Source organism: Pseudomonas kairouanensis (assembly GCF_004682055.1).
GTDB lineage: Bacteria > Pseudomonadota > Gammaproteobacteria > Pseudomonadales > Pseudomonadaceae > Aquipseudomonas > Aquipseudomonas kairouanensis.
This window is the reverse complement of the sequence record NZ_QUZU01000013.1, coordinates 38461-57839: the sequence shown is the minus strand read 5'-3', so window position 1 is coordinate 57839 and position 19379 is coordinate 38461. Positions and strand designations below refer to the sequence as shown.

14 protein-coding genes and 1 pseudogene are annotated in these 19379 nt (G+C 60.5%); 1 reads left to right on the top strand and 14 read right to left on the bottom strand.

Annotated features, from left to right (window positions below; genetic code table 11):
- Positions 1-80 precede the first annotated feature (80 nt).
- The 13 genes and pseudogenes from DYL59_RS13010 to DYL59_RS12945 form a co-directional block, all read right to left on the bottom strand.
- Entirely contained in the window at positions 81-350 is a 270-nt protein-coding gene (locus tag DYL59_RS13010) for a DUF2934 domain-containing protein (protein WP_135289543.1), read from the bottom strand.
- A gap of 24 nt (positions 351-374) precedes the next feature.
- Positions 375-3110: a malto-oligosyltrehalose synthase gene (locus DYL59_RS13005; RefSeq protein ID WP_135289542.1), complete on the bottom strand. Its 2736-nt coding sequence runs from the start codon at positions 3108-3110 to the stop codon at positions 375-377.
- Positions 3107-5191 (bottom strand): 4-alpha-glucanotransferase, encoded by a 2085-nt coding sequence (gene malQ / locus DYL59_RS13000; RefSeq protein ID WP_135289541.1) that lies wholly within the window; start codon positions 5189-5191, stop codon positions 3107-3109. The genes DYL59_RS13005 and malQ overlap by 4 nt, the downstream gene beginning before the upstream one ends.
- Positions 5188-6933, bottom strand: a complete 1746-nt coding sequence (gene treZ, locus DYL59_RS12995; protein WP_135289540.1) for a malto-oligosyltrehalose trehalohydrolase — start codon at positions 6931-6933, stop codon at positions 5188-5190. Before treZ ends, malQ begins: the two co-directional genes overlap by 4 nt.
- A gap of 20 nt (positions 6934-6953) precedes the next feature.
- Positions 6954-8507: a glycogen synthase GlgA gene (gene glgA, locus DYL59_RS12990; RefSeq protein ID WP_135289539.1), complete on the bottom strand. Its 1554-nt coding sequence runs from the start codon at positions 8505-8507 to the stop codon at positions 6954-6956.
- A gap of 520 nt (positions 8508-9027) precedes the next feature.
- Positions 9028-9981, bottom strand: a complete 954-nt coding sequence (locus DYL59_RS12985) for a D-2-hydroxyacid dehydrogenase family protein (RefSeq protein ID WP_135289538.1) — start codon at positions 9979-9981, stop codon at positions 9028-9030.
- Between the two features lie 26 nt (positions 9982-10007).
- Positions 10008-11009: an alpha/beta fold hydrolase gene (locus tag DYL59_RS12980; protein ID WP_135289537.1), complete on the bottom strand. Its 1002-nt coding sequence runs from the start codon at positions 11007-11009 to the stop codon at positions 10008-10010.
- A gap of 44 nt (positions 11010-11053) precedes the next feature.
- A complete protein-coding gene (locus DYL59_RS12975) occupies positions 11054-11497 on the bottom strand; it encodes a YqaA family protein (RefSeq protein WP_193557549.1) in 444 nt (147 codons plus the stop codon).
- A 3-nt stretch (positions 11498-11500) separates the two neighbouring features.
- Positions 11501-11947: a DUF411 domain-containing protein gene (locus DYL59_RS12970; RefSeq protein ID WP_135289535.1), complete on the bottom strand. Its 447-nt coding sequence runs from the start codon at positions 11945-11947 to the stop codon at positions 11501-11503.
- A 98-nt stretch (positions 11948-12045) separates the two neighbouring features.
- On the bottom strand, positions 12046-12504 hold the full coding sequence (locus DYL59_RS12965) for an SRPBCC family protein (protein WP_135289534.1): 459 nt from the start codon (positions 12502-12504) through the stop codon (positions 12046-12048).
- Positions 12505-12585: 81 nt separating this feature from the next.
- Positions 12586-14580 (bottom strand): methyl-accepting chemotaxis protein, encoded by a 1995-nt coding sequence (locus DYL59_RS12960; RefSeq protein ID WP_135289533.1) that lies wholly within the window; start codon positions 14578-14580, stop codon positions 12586-12588.
- A 41-nt stretch (positions 14581-14621) separates the two neighbouring features.
- A pseudogene (locus DYL59_RS32055) lies at positions 14622-14792 on the bottom strand (hypothetical protein); the annotation flags it as partial.
- A 148-nt stretch (positions 14793-14940) separates the two neighbouring features.
- On the bottom strand, positions 14941-18420 hold the full coding sequence (locus tag DYL59_RS12945) for a membrane-targeted effector domain-containing toxin (protein WP_135289532.1): 3480 nt from the start codon (positions 18418-18420) through the stop codon (positions 14941-14943).
- Positions 18421-18742: 322 nt separating this feature from the next.
- Here DYL59_RS12945 and DYL59_RS12940 point away from each other — a divergent pair, with 322 nt between their 5' ends.
- Positions 18743-18931, top strand: a complete 189-nt coding sequence (locus tag DYL59_RS12940) for a hypothetical protein (protein ID WP_010210250.1) — start codon at positions 18743-18745, stop codon at positions 18929-18931.
- An 8-nt stretch (positions 18932-18939) separates the two neighbouring features.
- On the opposite strand, the gene DYL59_RS12935 is transcribed toward DYL59_RS12940, so the two are convergent.
- Positions 18940-19317, bottom strand: a complete 378-nt coding sequence (locus DYL59_RS12935) for a fe2+ zn2+ uptake regulation protein (protein ID WP_135289531.1) — start codon at positions 19315-19317, stop codon at positions 18940-18942.
- Positions 19318-19379 lie beyond the last annotated feature (62 nt).

The following is a 19379-nucleotide window of genomic DNA, read 5'->3' as shown; positions in this document are numbered from 1 at the left end:
TGAAGGTTCAGCTGAAGAGATGAGTCATGAAATAGCCCCCTTGCGACGGCATCGCAAGGGGGCTCAACAGGCGTGACCGCCTAAGGTTTGGGCTTCTTCGGCGCCGGTGGCTTTTTAGCCGCCGGTGCAGTCGGCTTGCTGGCTGGCGGCGCAGGGGGCTTGGCTTTCGCAGCCGGCTTGGCGGCGGGCTTGGGCTTGGCGCCCGCCTTGGATTTGCTCGGCGTCAGCGCTTCGGCTTCCGCCAGCTTGCGCGCCATCTCCCAGTGCCGCGCATCCTCGCCATGGGGTTTGCCTTCTGACTCCCAGATCTGATGCGCTAACTCGCGTATGCGTTTGTCTTCAGTACTCATCGCAATGCTCCTCACAGAAAATGTTCAGCTTTCTTGATCATCAGGATTGATAAGGACATTGACCGGGAAATCCCCCAGGGCAGTGCTGACCAACAACTCCTTGTCTGGTGTGACTGCGCCTGTATGAAAAAGTCCCTTCCAGTTTTGTGTTGGCACGGCGAACGGTAATTTCACCCGTGTATCGCCCCAAACCTGCGCATTGATGTGGGGAGTTACACCCTTTTCCAGCACCTGATGGGGCCAGCGTGGCACCACCACCAACAGGTATCGGCCCTGGTGTTCGCGACAGAATGCGACCACCCGCTCGGCGTGTTCGCCGACCACTTGCAACGGTGTGTAGGCACCCCTGCGAAACACCTCAGGATGGGCCTTGCGCAAGGCCAGCACCTGGGCGATCAAGGCCTGTTTGATGCGCCCGTCACGCCAGTTGACCAACAGTTCGCCAATGTCCGGCGGCGTATCCAATGCCTGTTGCCGGGCCGCGTAATCCACCGGCCGCCGATTGTCCGGGTCGACCAGGCTGAAGTCCCAGAACTCATCGCCCTGGTACAGGTCCGGCACACCCGGCACGGTCATACGAAGCAAGGTTTGCGCCAAGCCATTGAGCGCACCGGCCGGGGCGATGACGTGGGCGGCTTTACCGATGGCAGTACGCAGTGCCAGGCCTTCGTCGCGGAGCAACAGGCGTGACAGGAACGCTTGCACCCCTTGCTCATACGCCTCGTTGGGCGCGCTCCAACTGCTGTCCAGCTTGGCTTCGCGCAGGGCCTTTTGTTGCCACTGCCATAAGCGCTGTTGATAGCCTTCGAACTCATTGCCCTGGTCCAACGGCCAGCTGCCCAGCAACACTTGATACAGGATCAATTCGTCGCCGGCCGATGGGCTGCCCTCGGTACGCAGGGGGGCCGCGAGCGTACGCCAGTGCTCTACCTGTTCGACAAACCAAGGCGCGTGCTCACTGAGGACTGCCAAGCGTGCGCGGGTGTCTTCGCCGCGCTTGTGATCGTGGGTGGCGGTGGCCAGCAGGTTATCCGGGAAGTGCTGCAGGCGCTGTTGGTTGACCGCATGAAAATCGGCCAACGGCGCGCTGAATTGTTCGGTGCTGAACCCCACATCGTTACGCGACAGCAGCACCGCCGAGCGATAGAACGCGGTGTCTTCCACCGCCTTGGCGGCAGCAGGCGAGGTCAATTGCTGAAAGCGCACGCAGGCATGCTTGAGGATCTTGCGTTCACGGCCCACCGGGCGATCACGCCACGGTTGGCCGCCCAACCAGTTGGCCAGGTGGTCCAGCACCGGCCAGTCGCCTTCGCCCAGGGTGGTGCGCGCCCCGTCCATGGCCTGCTGGAACAGTTTTTCGTCGGCGGCGCTGCGGCCACGGGCACTGATATAGGTGCGGTACACCGGGAAGTGCACGATCAACGCCTGCAAGGCCCGGCGGATCGCGCCCAGGGTCAGGTCGCGGGTCATCACATCGTCGCGGGCCACTTGCAGCAGCGCCTGGGCCACGCTTTCAAAGTCGCCGCCCAGGGAGCCATTGAGGATTTGCTGGCGAGCCAGCCGAGCCTCTTCAATAAAGGCCGACGGGCGTTCGCTGTGGCGAGTCCATAGGTCGGCCAAGGGTTCGAAGCCGTCGGGATGATGCTGCAGCAGCGACAACTGGTTCATGAATTCGTAGCCGGTAGTGCCATCCACCTGCCAGTCGTCGCGCAGGGTTTCGCCTTCGCCGAGGATCTTCTCGACGAAGATCGGCAAGTGCCGTTGCGGTGACAATGCGTCGACCCGACGGCGCAACTTACGGCAATAGCCACGCGGGTCGGCCAACCCGTCGATGTGGTCGATGCGCAGGCCGTCCACCAGGCCTTCGCTGATCAACTCGAAGATCTTGCCGTGGGTGGCCTCGAACACCGCACTGCGTTCCACCCGCAGGCCGCCCAGTTCATTGACGTCGAAAAAGCGCCGCCAGTTGATATCGTCCGCTGCCGTACGCCAGCTGGCGAGGCGGTAGGCCTGTTGTTCCAGTAATCGATGCAGGCGGTCAAAGTCGAACGCCGCCACTTGTTGCTCGATGGCGTGGCGCACCTCGTCTTCGGTCGCCCGCTCGGCCAGCGCTTGTTTGAGCCACGCGGCTTCGTGGTAGGCGTCGTCCTGGTAGGCGAGGGCGCTGAAACGCTCGGACAGCGGCCTGAGCAATTCATCGTGACCCAGAATCGCGGCGTAATCCCGTGGGCAGATCGGGAAGCGGTGTTCGTAATGCTCGACGTAGAACGTGCCGTGGGTGGCGTCGAACCGCAGCGCCACAGTGCCGGTCTGCAAGGCTTCGCCGTAGTCACTGCCCAGGAACGGCATCAGCAATTGGCCCTTGAGCAACGGATCGGGCGAGTGCCACTGGATATCGAAGAATTCGCTGTAGGGGCTCAAACGACCCCACTCCAGCAGGTCCAGCCACCAGGGGTTATCGGCACCGCCCACCGCCATGTGGTTGGAGACGATATCGAGGATCAGCCCCATATCGTTTTCACGCAGTGCGCTGACCAGGCGACGCAACGCAGGCTCACCGCCCAGTTCCGGATTGACGCGGGTGGGGTCGACCACGTCGTAGCCATGCATGGAGCCGGCGCGGGCGCTGAGCAGCGGCGAGGCGTACAGATGGCTGATCCCCAGCTTGGCGAAGTACGGCACCAGCGCCGCCGCGTCGTCCAGGGTAAAGCCCTTGTGAAATTGCAGGCGTTGAGTGGCCCGTAACGGTAGTGTCTTCATCGGTCACGCTCAAAGGCTTGGTTGCGTGCGACGGCGAGCAATTCCAGGCGGCGCGCCGCGCTGTCATGGTCGAGCAGGGCAGAAGCTTCTGCGGGCAGGCGCCGCCGCCAATTGGGGTGGGTATCGAGGGTGCCGGGCAGGTTGGCCTGCTCTTCGATGCCCAGTGCGTCTTCCAGGGGCAGCAATACCAACGGCGCACGGGTATGCCCGAGGTAACGCACACTGGCGTCGATCATGTGGTCGGTGTCATTGCGGATCTCATCGACAAAATTCTGCGGGTCCTGGCTCAGCGCCTGGCGCAAGGCCTGGCGCTCGCGCAGGCGGTGTTCGCTCCATTGCTCCACCGTGGGCGCGTCGATCAGGCCCAGTTGGATATTCCATTCGATATCGCGGCTGTGCCACCAACCGTTGAGGGTTGGCAGGTCGTGGGTGCTGGTGGTGGCCAGGGCGTTGTCCGGCCAGTCGAGGATCGGCTTGAACTGGCCCTCGTGGTTTTGTTCGAACAGCAGCACGCGCATGCCCAGGATCGAGCGGCCGATCAGTTTTTCGCGCAGGCCGTCGGGCACCGTGCCCAGGTCCTCACCCAGCACAATGGCCTGGTGGCGGTGGGATTCGAGCGCAAGCAACCGCAGCAGGTCGTCCACCGGGTAATACAGGTACGCACCTTCCCGTGGCGAGGCGTCCATGGGGATGACCCAGAGGCGCTGCAGGCCCATCACATGGTCAATGCGCAAGCCGCCCGCGTGGGCGAAGTTGGCCCGCAGCATCTCGATAAAGGCACGGAAGCCGTTGCGCTTGAGGCCTTCCGGGGAGAACGCGGAAATGCCCCAGCCTTGTCCTGAACGATTGAGGATATCTGGCGGGGCGCCCACGGTAAGGTCGGCGAGCAATTCATCCTGGCGGCTCCAGGCCTGGCTACCGCCGCCGTCGGCGCCCACCGCCAGGTCGGCGATCAGGCCGACACCCATGCCGCTGCCACGGGCGGCTTGTTGCGCACGTTCCAGGCAGCGCGCAATCAACCATTGAGTGAAGGCGAAGTAGCCGATCTCATCGGCGTGCTCTTGGGCAAACTGGCTCAGTGCCGGGCTTTGCGGCGTGCGCCAGGCTTCGGGCCAGTGGCGCCAGTCGAGGTCCTCGCCGGCGGCGGCGCGCAGGCTTTGTACGGCCTCGAAACGGCAGTGGTTTTCCAGGGCTTCGCCGCCGGCCTGGCGGAAGCTCTGGAAATCGGCGTGTTGTGGATGCTGGCCGTGGCGGAAGTCTTCATACAACGCACGCAGCAGGCGCTGCTTGGCCTGGGCTGCCGCCGGCCAGTCGATCAGGGTGTTCTGCTCCAGGGTATGCAACTCATCCGTGAGGCCGATGGCCTCGATGGCGTTGCGCACTTCGCGCTCCCCCAGGATGCAGCCGGGGGAGGCATACAGGCTGTTGAGAAACAGGCGGCTGGAGGGCGAGTACGGGCTGTAGCGTCCGGTGTCGGCACTGAACATCGCGTGCATCGGGCTGATCGCCAGGGCGTCGGCGCCGCGCTCGGCGGCTGAACGCGCCAGGTGTTCCAGGGCCAGGGTATCGCCGAAGCCGCCATCGCCCAGGCGGCGCAGGGCATACAACTGAGCGCTGAGGCCCCAGGCGCGGGCGGGCTGGCTGTCCACCGCCTCGGCCACGCTATAGCAGTGGGTGGGGGCCACGGCGAGGGTGAAGACCTGGTCATTGATATGCACCTGGTGGTAGCCCAGGGCGATTACGCCGGGCAGCACGCCGTCGCTGTCCAGGCGCAACTCCAGGGTTTCGCCGCCTTCGAGGTTGACTCGGCACTGGGTGTCGGGCTCGAAGTAGCGGGCCAGGTCGAGGCCTTCACCGCTGTCGATGGTCAGCAGGGGCGGCAGGTGCTTGTCTTGTTGGGCCTGCTCCAGTTCCAGCAGGCTGGCGTTGATCTGTGCATCGTCATCGGCTGGGTGCCCCAGGCCTTTGAGCACGGCGCGCAAGGCGTCGGGCGCTACACGTTGCGGGCGGCCGTTGGCGTCGATCCAATCGACGGCCAGGCCCGCGCGGCTGGCGAGGATTTCCAGGTTCGCTTCGCTCAAGGGTGCTCTCCAACAGGGGATAGGGTAACGCGTGCGCTGTAGGGCGGCAGCTGTGCGCTTTGGCCGGCAGGCGTTTCGAATAACAGGTGCGCGGACGCTGGATGATCAAGCGCTGTGGCGCCCAGGTTCAGGTCGATCTGCAACAGGCTGCCGTCGCCAAGGCGCCAACGCGCCGTGACCGCGCCCTCGGCCAGTACCTGCGCGCCCAGGGCCACGCTGCCGGGCAGATGGGGCACGATGTGGCGGTGGCGCAGGCTTAGCAGCTGGCGGTAAAGCTGGGTGTGGGCGTTGTCGGCAAAGGACGGCGCGCACTGCTGGAAGGTGGGCAAGGCATTGGGGTCGGGGATGCGTTCGCGCCGCTCGGGATCGTGGAACGCCGCGAAGTCGGCAAACTCGTTGCGCCGGCCTTCCCGCACCGCTTCGGCCAATTCGCCATGGTGGTCGGTGAAGAACAGAAACGGCTCGCTGGCGTTGACCTCGTCGCCCATGAACATCAGCGGAATCATCGGCGACATCAGCAATAAGGTGGTGGCGGCTGCAAGTGCCTGGGGCGAGCAAAGTTGGTGCAGCCGTTCGCCCAGGGCGCGGTTCCCGATCTGATCATGGTTTTGCAAAAACAGCACGAACGCACTGGGCGGCAAGTGCGCACTGGGTTCGCCACGGGCATGGCCATGGCGAGTGGTATCGCCCTGGTAGATAAAACCTTCGCCCAGGCAGCGCGCGAGTTTGGCGGTGGTGTCGGCGGCGAAGTCGCTGTAATACGCGTCGGTTTCGCCGGTGAGCAATACATGCAGGGCGTTATGACCGTCGTCATTCCATTGGGCGTCGAAATCCTGCCCCAGCAGGTTGGCCTGGTTGAATTCGTTTTCCAGCACCAACCAGACGTGGCGGCCGATATCGACCTGTTGGCGAACGCGCTGGGCCAGTTCCTTGAGAAAACCGGGGTTATCGATGGCGTGCACGGCGTCCAGGCGCAGGCCGTCGAAGCGGTATTCCAGCAGCCACATCAGGGCGTTATCGAGGAAGAAATTGCGCACTTCACGGCGGTCGAAGTCGATGCCGGCGCCCCAGGGCGTGTGCACGTCTTCGCGGAAAAAGCCTTGGGCGTATTGGCCCAGATAGTTGCCGTCGGGGCCGAAATGGTTGTAGACCACGTCCAGGATCACGGCCAGGCCGTGTTCGTGGGCGCTGTCGATCAGGTGCTTGAGCTGTTCGGGCGTACCGTAGGAGGCCTGGGGCGCATAGGGCAGGACGCCGTCGTAGCCCCAATTACGCTCGCCAGGGAACTGTGCCAATGGCATCAGCTCGATGGCCGTGATGCCCAGCTCAGCCAGGCGCGGCAAGTGTTTTTCTACCCCGGCGTAGCCTCCCAGCGCGCCGACGTGCACCTCGTAGATCACCGCCTCGTGCCAAGGGCGGCCTTGCCATTGGCTGTGGCGCCAGGGGTAGGCGAGCGGGTCGACTACCAGGCTCCAGCCATGCACGTCCGAGGCCTGGGCCCTGGACGCCGGATCGGGGACGTCCTTTTCCCCGTCGATATTGAAGCGGTAGCGCGTGCCCGCCGGGCACGCCAGTTCGGTTTCAAACCAGCCGTCTGCCTGGGGCAGCATGGCGATGGACTTGCCGTTTTCCAATTCAACGCTGACATAAAACGCGTCTGGCGCCCACAAGGCAAAACGCGTGTGTTGCGCGTCCAGCATGATTGCGCCGTGGGGCCAGGTTTCCAGAGTCCGTGACGGCATCTACAGAGACCTCCCTTTGATTATTTAGCGGATTTCCCCTGTGCTTTAACCACCAGCTGTTCATACAGTTCGGCGTAGGGTTCCACCGCCTGGCACCAGTTGAAGGGTTGGGTCATGGCGCGGCTGCGCATGGCGTTGAGCAAGCCGGGGTAGGCGAACACTTTGAACGCGCGGCCCAGGGCTTCTTCGTAACTTTGTACGGTGGATTCGTTGAACAAAAAGCCGGTGACGCCATTTTCGATGGTGTCTGCCAGGCCTCCGGTATTGCGCGCGATCGGCAACGAGCCAAAGCGCTGTGCGTACATCTGGCTTAGGCCGCAGGGTTCATAGCGCGAAGGCATCAGCAGGAAGTCACTGCCGGCAAACATCCGGCGGGCGTCGGTCTCATTGAAGCCAATACGCACCCCCACACGGCCAGGAAAGCGCAGGGCCAGTTCACGCATGGCCTGTTCTTCTTCAGGCTCGCCACGGCCAATAATCGCGATCTGGCCGCCATTTTCGACGATAAAGCCGGCAACGGCTTCGGTAAGGTCCAGGCCCTTTTGATAAACCAGGCGAGATACCACCGCGAACAGCGGCCCGGTGGATTCCTGCAAGCCGAACAATTCGCGCACATGGGCGGCGTTGACAGCCTTGCCTTCCCAGTCGCCAATATTGAAGTTGTGTTGCAGGTGCGTGTCAGTGGAGGTTTCCCAGCTTTCATCGATGCCGTTGGGGATGCCACTGAGCAGGCCTTGCTGGGTCTTGCTGGCAAGAAAGCCATCCAGACCACAGCCGAATTCCGGTGTGGTGATTTCCTGGGCGTAGGTGGCACTCACCGTGGTGATATGGCTGGAGTACGCCATGCCGGCCTTTAGAAACGACATCTTGCCGTAGAACTCCATGCCTTCCTGTTGCAGGGCATGGGGCGGGATGCCCAGTTCCGGCGTAGAGGCTAGGCTGACCACGCCCTGGTACGCCAGGTTATGAATGGTGAACAGCGTCGGCGTACGTGACCCACGCCAGTGCATATAGGCCGGGGCCAGGCCAGCGGGCCAGTCATGCGCGTGCACCAGGTCTGGGCACCAGTGAATCTGCGCCAGGTTGGCAGCCATGTCGGCGGCAGCCAGGCCCAGGCGGGCGAAGCGAATATGGTTGTCCGGCCAGTCGCGGCCGTTATTGGCGCCGTAGGGCGTGCCTTCACGCTCGTAGAGCTCAGGGCAGATCAGCACGTAGATGACCAGGCCGTCCTTGAGGTCCATGCGTCCGATCTTGCACGGCGGCAGCGCTGCGTGGCCACCCAGTTCGCCGATGATGTGGATCGGGTTGTCGCTTTCCATCACCTGCGGGTAACCGGGGATCAACACCCGCACATCGTGCAGATGCGCCATGGCGCGGGGCAGGGCGGCAGACACATCGCCCAGGCCGCCGGTCTTGACCAGATCGGCGAATTCGGAGGTCACAAACAGGACTTTCTTGCGGTTAGGGTTCTGACTCACGATCGGCCGCACAGTGGTGGGCAGGTCGACCAACGAAGGCCCCCCTACCGGCTGACTGACACGCTCTCCCTGAATATCTACAGCGGCACTGATCATAGTTCTCTCCCACATGTTGGTCGGCTAATGGCCCGCTGCCATTAGCTCCGATGACCGCATCCTGCGGCCAGGCGCACAAGCACAGTACAAACTGGCAAGGCGTATGCCAGTTGCACGTTTAGCGTCAAAAGATTGGATGGACGGGCATTTGCCGAAAATGGCGGGTGCTCGCCTTACCTTAAAACTGGACCTACGGCAGAGTTGGAAAGTTTCGATTTTTTGCGGGGTTTTTGTTTTCGATCGGACCCATCGGTCATGAGTCTAGGACAGATCCTAGAGCCTGTAGGGTTTGTGAGAAGATTTTGTAGGACAAAAAACTTGTAACCATATGCAGCTTTAAAAACACGCTGAGGATTATGCGCGACTGTAGAGAGCGGGCTTGCCCGGCGCTGGGGGGCGAAGCCGCCCTAACACAGACGCCGTGGTGTATCTGGTTCATGGTGGTGGCAGGTTTAGGGCGGCTGCGCCCCAGCGCGGGGCAAGCTCGCTCACGACAGGGGCATTGCGCCACAGTGGTGCGTCAGGCAAGCATGCGAATGGGCGTGCCGTCGGCCCAGGCTTGAATGTCTTCGATCATCTGGGCATAAAACTGCCGGAAGTTCTGCTCGCTCACATACCCCACGTGAGGTGTGGCCAACACCGTGGACAAGCGGCGGAACGGGTGGTCCACCGGCAACGGTTCCTCTGCAAACACATCCAAGGCTGCCCCGGCCAGGCGGCCACTTTCCAGTGCCGATACCAGTGCCTGCTCATCCACAATGGGGCCGCGAGAGGTATTGACCAGGCGCGCGCTGGGTTTCATCCAGCCCAACGCCTGTGCATCCACCAGGTGACGGCTGCGCTCGCTGAGTACCAAATGAACAGTGAGAATGTCGGCCTGTTCAAACAGCGCTTGTTTACTCACCCAGGTTACGCCCGATTGTGCTGCGCGCTCTGGCGTGAGGTTTTCGCTCCAGGCAATCACGCGCATGCCAAACACCTGGGCGAACTGCGCGACCTTCTGGCCGATGCTGCCCAGCCCCAGCACTCCCAGCGTTTTGCCATACAGATCGCCCCCAAGGCCCACCTGCCAGCCGCCGGCTCGCAGCGAATTGGCTTCGGCCAGGAGGTTGCGGGTCGAGGCCATGATCAATGCCCAGGTCAACTCCGGCGCTGCCTGCTTGTAGCTGTCGGTGCCGCACACCGTAACGCCCAGCGCCTTGGCGGCGGTGATGTCGACGGCGGCGTTGCGCATGCCGCCGGTCACCAGCAGCTTGAGCCTGGGCAGGCCTTGCAGCAGCGCCTTGTCGAAGGTGGAGCGCTCGCGCATCAGGCAAATCACGTCAAAGCCCTTCAAGCGTTCGATCATCGTGGCGGTGTCTGCGGGGTAATCGTGCAGGAACTGCACCTGACCCACCGCGTCAAGGGCTGACCAATCCACTACGCCACGAGCAACGTTCTGCCAATCATCAATGACTGCAATCTGTAGCGACATTCACGAGTGCCTCGAAAAAGGTTGGATTAAAGCGCGTTCAAACCCTGCAACAGCGCCTTGTGGAACTGGGCCGGTTCTTCCATCTGCGGTGCATGCCCAAGGCCTGGGAATTCCACCAGGGTGGCATGGGGGATCAGCTTGGCCACTTGCTTGCCCAGCACCTCGTAGTGACCCAGCTTCGCCTTGACCGCCGGTGGCGCGATATCGCTGCCGATGGCGGTGGTGTCGGCGGTGCCGATCAGCATCAGGGTGGGTACCTGCAAGTCCTTGAACTCGTAGTACACCGGCTGGGTAAAGATCATGTCGTAAATCAGTGCCGAGTTCCATGCCACCTGGGTGTGGCCGGCGCCGCTGTTCAAGCCCGCCAGCATCTGCACCCACCGTTCGTACTCAGGCTTCCAGCGGCCAACGTAATAGGTACTTCGTTCGTATTTGCGGATACCGTCGGCGCTTAGTTTCAGCTCACGTTCGTACCATTGGTCCACGCTGCGATAGGGCACGCCCAGGGCTTTCCAGTCTTCCAGGCCAATGGGGTTCACCAGTGCAAGCTGCTCGGTTTGCGTGGGGTAAAGCAGCGCGTAACGGGTGGCGAGCATGCCACCGGTGGAGTGGCCGACAATCGTGGCCTTTTGAATGCCGAGTTTTTCCAACAGTTGGTGGGTGTTGATCGCCAATTGCTGAAAGCTGTACTGGTAGTGCTCGGGCTTGCTGGAGGTGCAGAAACCGATTTGATCGGGCGCGATCACGCGGTAGCCGGCGTCGCTCAACGCCTTGATCGAATCCTCCCAGGTGGCGCCGCAGAAGTTCTTGCCGTGCATCAGCACCACGCTGCGACCGTTGGCGCGGCCTTTGGCGGGGATGTCCATGTAGCCCATTTGCAGGGGTTTGCCCTGGGATTGGAACTGGAAGTGTTCAACGGGGTAGGGGTACTGGAAACCCTGCAGTTCGGGGCCGTAGGAGGCGGCTAAGGCAGGGGTGGCACTGGCCGTCAGCAGGCCGGCAATGCAAAAGGCACGGGTTAGAGACATCGACAGCGCTCCGAAAGGTGTGCCCGGATGCTGTTGGGAGGGGATTAAGTGGGGATTAACGCCCACTGCAAGGTCAATGCCGCGAGGACGCCATAACGCAGGCTCTTGGCCAGGGTTACCAATAACAGGAACCGACACAACGGCTCACGCATCACGCCGGCCACCAGGGTCAGCGGGTCACCGATGATCGGCACCCAACTGAGCAACAAGGTCCAGTGCCCCCAGCGCGCATAGTGGTTGCGTGCCTTGTGCAGCTGCTTGTCGCTCACTGGAAACCAACGCCGAGCCTTGAAGTGCTCCACCCAGCGCCCCAGCCACCAGTTCACCAGCGAACCGAGCACATTACCCAGGGTAGCGACGCCCAGCAGCAACCACAGGTGGTAATCCCCGCTGAGCAGCAAGCCCACCAACACGGCTTCTGACTGCAGGGGCAGTAAGGTCGCGGCGCCAAACGCCGCGACGAACAAACCCAGGTAACCCATCAGCACCGATCAGTGCGCCGGATAGTCGGCCACCACCACATCGCTGCCCTCACGGGTCAGGCCGATAATTTGATAGGCCTCGCTGCGATCGTCCACCTCCATGCCCGGGGAACCCATGGGCATGCCTGGTGCGGCGATGCCGAGCAGGTCGTCGCGCTTGCGCAGGGCCATGACCTGCTCGGCGGGCACATGGCCTTCGACAAATTTGCCGTCGATCACCGCGGTGTGACACGAGCCCAGCCGAGGCGCTACGCCGAGGCGTTGCTTGACGGCGCTCATGTCGGCTTCTACGTGGTCATTGACTTTGAAACCGTTGCTTTCCAGATGGCTGATCCATTTCTTGCAGCAGCCGCAGTTGGCATCGCGGTGCACGTCGATGGGGATCAGGTCGGCAGCCTGCGCCAGGGTAGACGCAAGCAGGGCTGAAAGCAGGGCCAATCGCAATGGGGTTTTCATGGTGGGGCTCGCAGGTGGGATAACATCGTCGGGACGGCGCGATCATGACGATGTCATCGCAGGCAAGCCAGCGCCCACAGGGGTGGAATGTTTCAAAATTATACGAAGAGTGGGTTTTCCAGACGGTGCTTGAGTTGGTCCAGGGCGATGGCCGACAACTCGATCATGCGCTCATGCAGGGTGGCCAGTTGCAACTCGGTTTCGTAGATCAATACGCGCTTGAACAGCGTGCCGCCTTGATGGGATATCAGGAAGTAATGAATGGAACCATCGACGGCCAGGGAGGTGAACACCGTTTTGAATTCCCCAGGGCGCCGGGCGATCTGCACGCGATAACTCATGGGCACACGCACGCCCAGCAGGTCGATGAACTCGGTAAAACGGGTGCCGGCGGGCAGTGAACCGGTGGTGCCGGTCTCGGCGCTGAGGGATGTAGGATGCCATTCGTGCCAGCGGTCAGGCTGCGTCACGTAGTCATAGACGGCATCGATAGGGGCTTTGATGAAGCGTTCCTGACTGATCCGCTCCAAGCGGACCGATTGCTCGGCTGCGCGCATGGCACACCTCCTGTGTCGCGACTAGGAGCTGTCAGAATAGTCCCACTCCCGCACATTGCACGGGAGTGTTTCAGCCATTTATCAGTGCACCTTGAATCGGCTCATCAATCCAATCACCCGGCCGTTGGCCTCCAACAGGCTTTGGGTACTGGTTTGAGTGGCGTGGCCGCTCTCGACCAGCTCTTCGACCATTTGTCGGATCTGCACCATGCTGCGGTTGATCTCCTCGGTCACGGCGCTTTGCTGCTCGGCGGCCGTGGCGATCTGGGTGCTGAGGTTATTGATATGGCTGACGGAGCCGGCCATTTCGTCCAGCCCGGTGTTCACTCGCGCCGTGGCATCTGCCGCCGACTGACAACTGGCCTGGGTATTTTCCATGGCGGCCACCGACGAACTAACGCCCGTGGTCAGGCGCGCCAGCATCTCGTTGATCTGCGAGGTGCTGGCCTGGGTGCGCGCGGCCAGTGCGCGGACTTCATCGGCCACCACCGCAAAGCCACGGCCTTGCTCGCCGGCGCGGGCGGCTTCGATGGCGGCGTTTAGCGCCAGAAGGTTGGTCTGGCCGGCAATTGCACCGATCACGCCCAGGGTTTCGGTGATGCGTGCGGCGTCCTGGCGCATGTTTTCAACGGTGTGGGTGGCGCTGGACACTTCGCCGATCAGCGCGCTGACACTGTTAGAAGCTTCGCCCACTACCACACGGGAGCGGTCGGCATGCTCATTGGCGCGTTGGGTAAACGCAGCGGTTTCGGCAGCATTTTGCGCAACGGTATCGGCGGTGGAACTCATTTCGGTGATGGCTGTGACGGTTTGATCGGTCTCTGAAGCGTGTCGCACGAGAATGCGATTGGTCTGCGCCGACGTCTGCTGCAACTGCTCAAGCCCCGTGGACATGGCGCCTGTGGCCTGGGTCACTTCACCGATCATGTTCTGCAGGTAGACGATAAAGCGGTTCACCGAATGGCCGATGGCGCCCAGCTCGTCTTCGGCGCGGATGGTGATGCGTCGCGTCAGGTCGGCATCGCCGGCGGACAGCGCGTCAATATTGGTTTTCAGCGATTTCATGCGCTGCACCAGTTGGCGGATTGCATAGGCTGCGAGCAGTACCAGCAACAACACCATGGGGATTTGCAGCAGGGCCAGGGTGCCCAGGACGTCATCGCGCTGGGCGGTGATCAACGAGGTGGGCAGGGCGGTTGCCAGGAACCATGGCGTGCCTTCGATGGGGCGCATGTAAAAGGTGCTGGCCACGCCGCCATTGTCGAATTCGCTGCGCTGCAGGGCTTGATCACGCTGGGCCAGGGCTTTGCTGACCTGAGCGGCGAAGGCCGAGGTGCCCGCCAGTTCGCTGATGTTCTTCAACACCACCGGGCCGCTGATGCGCGAACTGTTACTGATGATCTTGCCGTCGCCTTCGACGATCAGCATCTGCCCACCGATGTCTTTTTCCTTGCTGGCCACCAGGTCATTGAAGAAACCCAGGGTCACGTCAATGGTGGCGACGCCATAGGCTGCGCCATCACGCTGGATGGCCATGGCGCAGTTGGTACGGGGCTCCTGGCTGGCGTCGTCCTTGTAGGCGGCCGCCCAGGCACATTGGCCGCGTGGCGAAGCGAGGCCGCCTTTGTACCAGCTCTGGTCGTAGTAATTGGGCGCGGGGTCGCTGTTCCAGAAGGTATTGACGGTGAGCTTGCCCGACGCGTCGCGGTGCCAGAACGTGCTGTGTTTGTTACGTCCCGGCGTGCGCTGGTTTGGAAGCGGCCAGATCCCGCCACCGAAGACTTTCAGCTCGCCATATTGGTCGACCAGGCCAGGCAGGACCTTGTCGATGGCATCGCTGTCGAGCAATGGGATGGTCTGGGTGATGCTGCGTTGCTGGGCCTGAACCTTGTTCAGTTCGCCCTGGATCTGTGTGGCAACCTCACCGATGCGGTTGAGCACTACCTGTTCTTCGGTGTGGCGCAGTGTAGGGGCGACCAACTGGCCGATGCCGACCACCGTCAACACAAATAACACCAGGACGAACAGCACCAGAAACAGCGTGTAGCGGGCTTGGATGGAGCGAAGTGTAGGCATGGGGCCGTCCTTACGAAGCGTTTATTGTCGACGCGGCTTTGTTAGAGCTTCGTCGGGCTATCGGCTTGGCAAGGAGGAGCTTTAGGTACGAACGTGCAAGAAAGTGGAGGCGCCTTTTCCGCCACACTGAGTCGGAGGGACAGGGCGGCGACGTTCTCTTCCAGGTACTTGCGCTGCGTGGTGCCGGGAATCGGGATGATCCAGGCCCCGCGCCATCACGCTAAGCGTCAATTGGCACAGGGGACATTGGTGGAGGTGCTGGCGCAGTTGGCGGTTTCGCAAATGGCCCTGTCAGCCCTGTAACCGCCCCAGCGCCAGTTGCCTCAGCGGGAGCGGGTATCCGTGGATTGGCTTGCAGCGCTAGGCGAGAATATGCAGGTCACCAGGGTGTTCGCCTGGCTGTATTGGCTTGTTCGGGTCCGGCACCTTGGTCTTGAACCTCGCTCCAAAAGACTTACCGCCAGGCGTTTTAAAACTGAAGACCCCCACTCCGATCGCCCCTGTCTGCTCCGCCAGCCCTGCAACGCCTTCAGAAGTATTCATGTGGCTTCGACCCACCAGTGCAATCCATTTGTCGTTGCCTGAATCCGACTGAATGACTTTGGATGCGTAGTAGTTGAATTCCCTGAGTCTTCGTACAGAGCCGTGTCCAGTCCGGGCGGGTGGTAGTTTTTGATCCTTGTGCCGCGTCAGGTAATAGTGATCCAGAGGGACGACTTCGATACCGTGCGCTTTGAACTTGGCCACCAACTCACTGTAGGTGGGGCCAGTTCGCAGTTGCTGCGTAGTGCCGAGAAGTCCGAGCCCATCATCCACGGCGCCAACGCCGGGAAAGTCAATCACACCTTCGAGGTACACCTTTTTTACCCCCTGCTCCTGCAACAGGGGCGCCTTTTCTAAGAGCAACCTGAAACTGGCCATCTCGGAGTGAGACTCGCCGAACACGATGCCAGGGGCTTTGGCCAGGGCATCCTTGATCAACTTGTCGGTGTTTATGGTACTGGGGTACTCAGGAATGCCGGGCCGTTCTGGCAGTTTCTTGGTCTTGTTATCGATGCCCGTATAGTGGGCATTCATTTCGCTCTGGAACTTTTGGACCGTTTGTTGTTTTTTATCTTCAAAAGCGAAGTGCGACCATTTCAGTTTCCCCTTGGTGCTTTCGACATAATCGCCTTGAGGCAATGGTTCCATTGTCGAAGAAGTATCGCTGCCGGGACGACGATAGGGTACGGCTCGGGGATGCTCACGAACGAGGCTTTTAGGCATCAGGGTGTCGTTGGGGGAAAATTTTTCCAGCGGTGGTCCATAAGGTAGTAGCGTGGCCTCATCGACGGCGTACCACTTGCCGTTGTGCTGTATGGCGCCGACTTCAAGTTTTTTGCCTCTCTGTTCGAATACACCAATGCTCGCGTTATCAAAGCCGCTGCTGGCGCTGGCCAGGTCGCTTTGCCTGAACACACCTCGCACCCGCTGGACACCGTCTTTGGTCGCCTGCGCCCCCGTCAAGGCAAGCTTGCCTGCTCCCGTGGCCAGATCGCCTACGCCGGCCAAAGGATTAAGCGCGCTCAACGTGTCCGCCCCGATTACCCGCGTAGCGCGTAGCAATTTGCTCAGGGCAGAGCCAGCCTTGTTCGTCAGTTTTGTTGCCGTGCCCACGCCTGCGCTAAGCAGTCCGAATACATCAAATGCCAAATCGACAGCGGCGTCCTTATAGTTGCCGTTTTGCAGGTGGGTGATCGCCGATTTGAGCGGGATGAGGTCCAGTAGAAAATTGCCAACTGTGTCGAGGGCCTCAACACGGTGTTCAGCCGCTGTCCTGCCTGCTGCTTGGCGTTTGACGGCGTCGCTGTCAATCTCCAACCCTTTGACGACCGTTGCGGCGACATCCCGAATCCTTGGGTTGCGAAAGTGGTTGGGGCCGTATTTATCCCAACTTTCCCTCTCGACGAATCTACAGTTGGCATCGGGGGAAAACTCTTCGAACCTGGTCACTTCGTTAGAGACATATTCATTTTTCCGGTCTTCCAGATGCGCCGGGACTTTTTGAATGCTGCCGTTGGCGGTGTCGAATGCATAGGACTGGGTTTTTCCGTTGTGCTGGGTTTGCACTCTTATCGTTGTACTGGAATGGAACAAACGGTCACCCACTAATGGAAACCAGGCGCGCCTGTAGCTGTTTTCCTTGAAAAACCTGAGCTCGCCAAAATTGAGCCTGTCTCGATCTTCCAAAGGCAATTGGGTAATGGCATTCATCATCAGGTTTTGCTTGATGTCTTTGTACTGTTTAGTGACAGTTTCAAAGGCGTTATCGAACGTCGCGGGGATATTGAATGCGGCACTGTTGGAAAACCTGATGAGCGCGTTGATAGTCAATGGGCTTGCACCAAACATTGTCCAATCTTCATTGAGTTTCAGGCCTTGCATCGTGATATCCAGAATCGAATAGGGATCGCTGAACCGTGCACCGATAGACTCTGGCCCATAGTTGATGCGCAGTATTTTTTGTTCAAAGTCGATGCCATCACCGAACGTTTTTTTTAGCAGGTCCAAGGCCATCTTTTTGCGATCGGGCATGGGGACGTCGAGCAGTTCAGACGCTGATATCAAGTCATTTTGCTGCTGATTGAACGCGGTGCGTGCGTATTCGATGTTCTGAGGGCTGTAGCTCTCGTCGGTGTCTTTAGCCAGCACCTGATTGGCAATTGCCCAGTCGATCAGCACCGCTTTTTGTACCGAGTCACTGGCTTGTGGCTTGCCCTGCGCCGTGCTCATGACGTCATTGAAACTCATCAGGGCAGCTTTCCCAGGGCTGTCGGCTTCGATCCTCGCTACCGCCAGGCACAGGTTTGCCCACGCCAAGCTACCAATATTGATACTGGCGGGGATGTCCTTGACCAGAAACTGCGGCGCGATGCGCCCCAGCAGCAGACGGGCCCCCAGTTCTGGCGTCGAGGTGCGTGTTTTCAGGTGCTCTGCAAGGGCCGTTACAACGTCGGCGGGCGGCTTGCTCCAGAAAGTGTCGGCAGCAAGGTTGAAACCGGCGACATGGTTGCGCACCGGGTGGTTGATGGATTCGGGATCAAGGCCCAGGTGGATGGCGGCCAATACATAATCGTTGACGCTACGGTCCGTGGGAATACTGTCGAGGTTGCGTTGGATTGCCTCGCCCAACACTTGAGCCCTGGGTGTGTCGAGCAGTTTCTCCATGGCCTTTGCGGGATCGTGCAATTCGTCCGGCGAAAGTGACACTGCGCCGCTGAGATAGTCCAATGCGCCTGCGCGAGGGTTGCTCAGGGGCAAGCCTTCTAGGCGGCTTTCATTGCAGGCAACTTCGTTAAGCACTGTGCGTTGACTTTGTTCGCTGAGGGGCAATGGCCATGACAAGGCACCTGCGAAATTGCCCAAGGGGTGGGCCTTCGAATGAGCGATCAATGCGTCAGCCAGATCCCGAAGATCTTCCTTTGACGTGGGCATGTAAGAGCCCTTGGTCTGTATGAATACTTCGAGACTGACGCTCGATTGCCTCAGTTTTTGAGTGCTATGGAACGATGACTGGGGATCGATTCCGACGCGATTTTCTTTCAGGGCGACGCTTACCTGTGCCGGTCCCGAATCCTCTGGAAGTTTTTCAGCGGCGGCGTGAAGTGCCTGGGCAAGTTTTTGCAAGTCACGGCGGTCAGCCAGGGAGACTCTCAGCGCCAGGCGTCCGTCCGCAAGCGGTATTTCAGGCGCAAGGGGGGTAATGGAAACGGGCTGAAGTTGAAGGGCGCGTGAAGGGGTGGTTGGGTCGGAATGGCTGGGCGAATGAACGAGAGAGGGCAAGTTATTCAATGCAATCACTTGTGGTTACCTGTCTGAAATGCACGTTTGAGCACCGGTTAAGCGCACTAATGGGTGTGCAGATCTGCGACAGCCGTTCCCGCAGAGCAGCCCGCCAAGCATGAGCAAAAAATTCAGTGCTGGTAGGTCATTTCGTCAAGGTTGCAAACGCCGTGTGTTTTTCCGGCTGGCGACGGCAGCGTTCAGGCGGGGGACAAGCCAAAGCATTTAATCGCCTGTAACATAGGGCGTTGCCGACGCCTCTCCATTGCCCTCACTGAGTCAGTGCTGGACAGGCTCTTTGATACACAGTGAATATATTTATCAGGTTCAGGAACCCGTCATGACACAAAAGCAACGTTTGAAATATTCGATTCTGATCGCCCTGGCAGTACTGGCGACGATGTTTGGCCTGTCCTATTTGCAGAACACCGGAGTGATCAGTGAGAAAACATTCCAGACCATCGCCATTGCGGTCGCCGTGGTGGTTGTGGTGATCAACGGCATCATGCGTCGCAAGGTCAAGCTCTGACGTCGACGTCAGTCGCGACCTTCGAGTACCTTGGCAGCCTCTTCATGGAGGCTGTAGCTTTTATCCGCGTTGAGGGTGATCACGCCCTCGCTGCACAGGCGCTTGAGCACTTCGCGCACGCTGAGAAACGACAACGGAATGCCCAGGTCCAGCAAATGGCTGTGCACACCCCGAACTCCCAGGGTGCGCTGATTGTCGGCAGCGGTGAGCAGGGCGTCGATGACCTTCAGCCGAATCAGGCTGGTGCGCAAGCCAAAGCATTTGAGCAAATGCCGAATACGCTGGTTGCCTTGTTCGGGGGCTTTGCCGAACGCTTGTGCGTCGCTGCCGAAACTGGCATCGACGGCCGGGGAATGTCCATCCGTGGGCACTTGCGGGTTGTACATGCAAAAAACTCCTTATCAGAGCCTGATCAGGAAAAAAATGAGCGCTCTTGAGTAATAAGACG

Coding starts and splice junctions, on each gene's coding strand:
- DYL59_RS12965 (WP_135289534.1), bottom strand. CDS start 12,504: ATGCGCGCAGCCGAGCAATCGGTCCGCTTGGAGCGGATCAGTCAGGAA.
- DYL59_RS13010 (WP_135289543.1), bottom strand. CDS start 350: ATGAGTACTGAAGACAAACGCATACGCGAGTTAGCGCATCAGATCTGG.
- DYL59_RS12935 (WP_135289531.1), bottom strand. CDS start 19,317: ATGTACAACCCGCAAGTGCCCACGGATGGACATTCCCCGGCCGTCGAT.
- treZ (WP_135289540.1), bottom strand. CDS start 6,933: ATGCCGTCACGGACTCTGGAAACCTGGCCCCACGGCGCAATCATGCTG.
- DYL59_RS13005 (WP_135289542.1), bottom strand. CDS start 3,110: ATGAAGACACTACCGTTACGGGCCACTCAACGCCTGCAATTTCACAAG.
- DYL59_RS12980 (WP_135289537.1), bottom strand. CDS start 11,009: ATGTCTCTAACCCGTGCCTTTTGCATTGCCGGCCTGCTGACGGCCAGT.
- DYL59_RS12970 (WP_135289535.1), bottom strand. CDS start 11,947: ATGAAAACCCCATTGCGATTGGCCCTGCTTTCAGCCCTGCTTGCGTCT.
- glgA (WP_135289539.1), bottom strand. CDS start 8,507: ATGATCAGTGCCGCTGTAGATATTCAGGGAGAGCGTGTCAGTCAGCCG.
- DYL59_RS12985 (WP_135289538.1), bottom strand. CDS start 9,981: ATGTCGCTACAGATTGCAGTCATTGATGATTGGCAGAACGTTGCTCGT.
- DYL59_RS12940 (WP_010210250.1), top strand. CDS start 18,743: ATGACACAAAAGCAACGTTTGAAATATTCGATTCTGATCGCCCTGGCA.
- DYL59_RS12960 (WP_135289533.1), bottom strand. CDS start 14,580: ATGCCTACACTTCGCTCCATCCAAGCCCGCTACACGCTGTTTCTGGTG.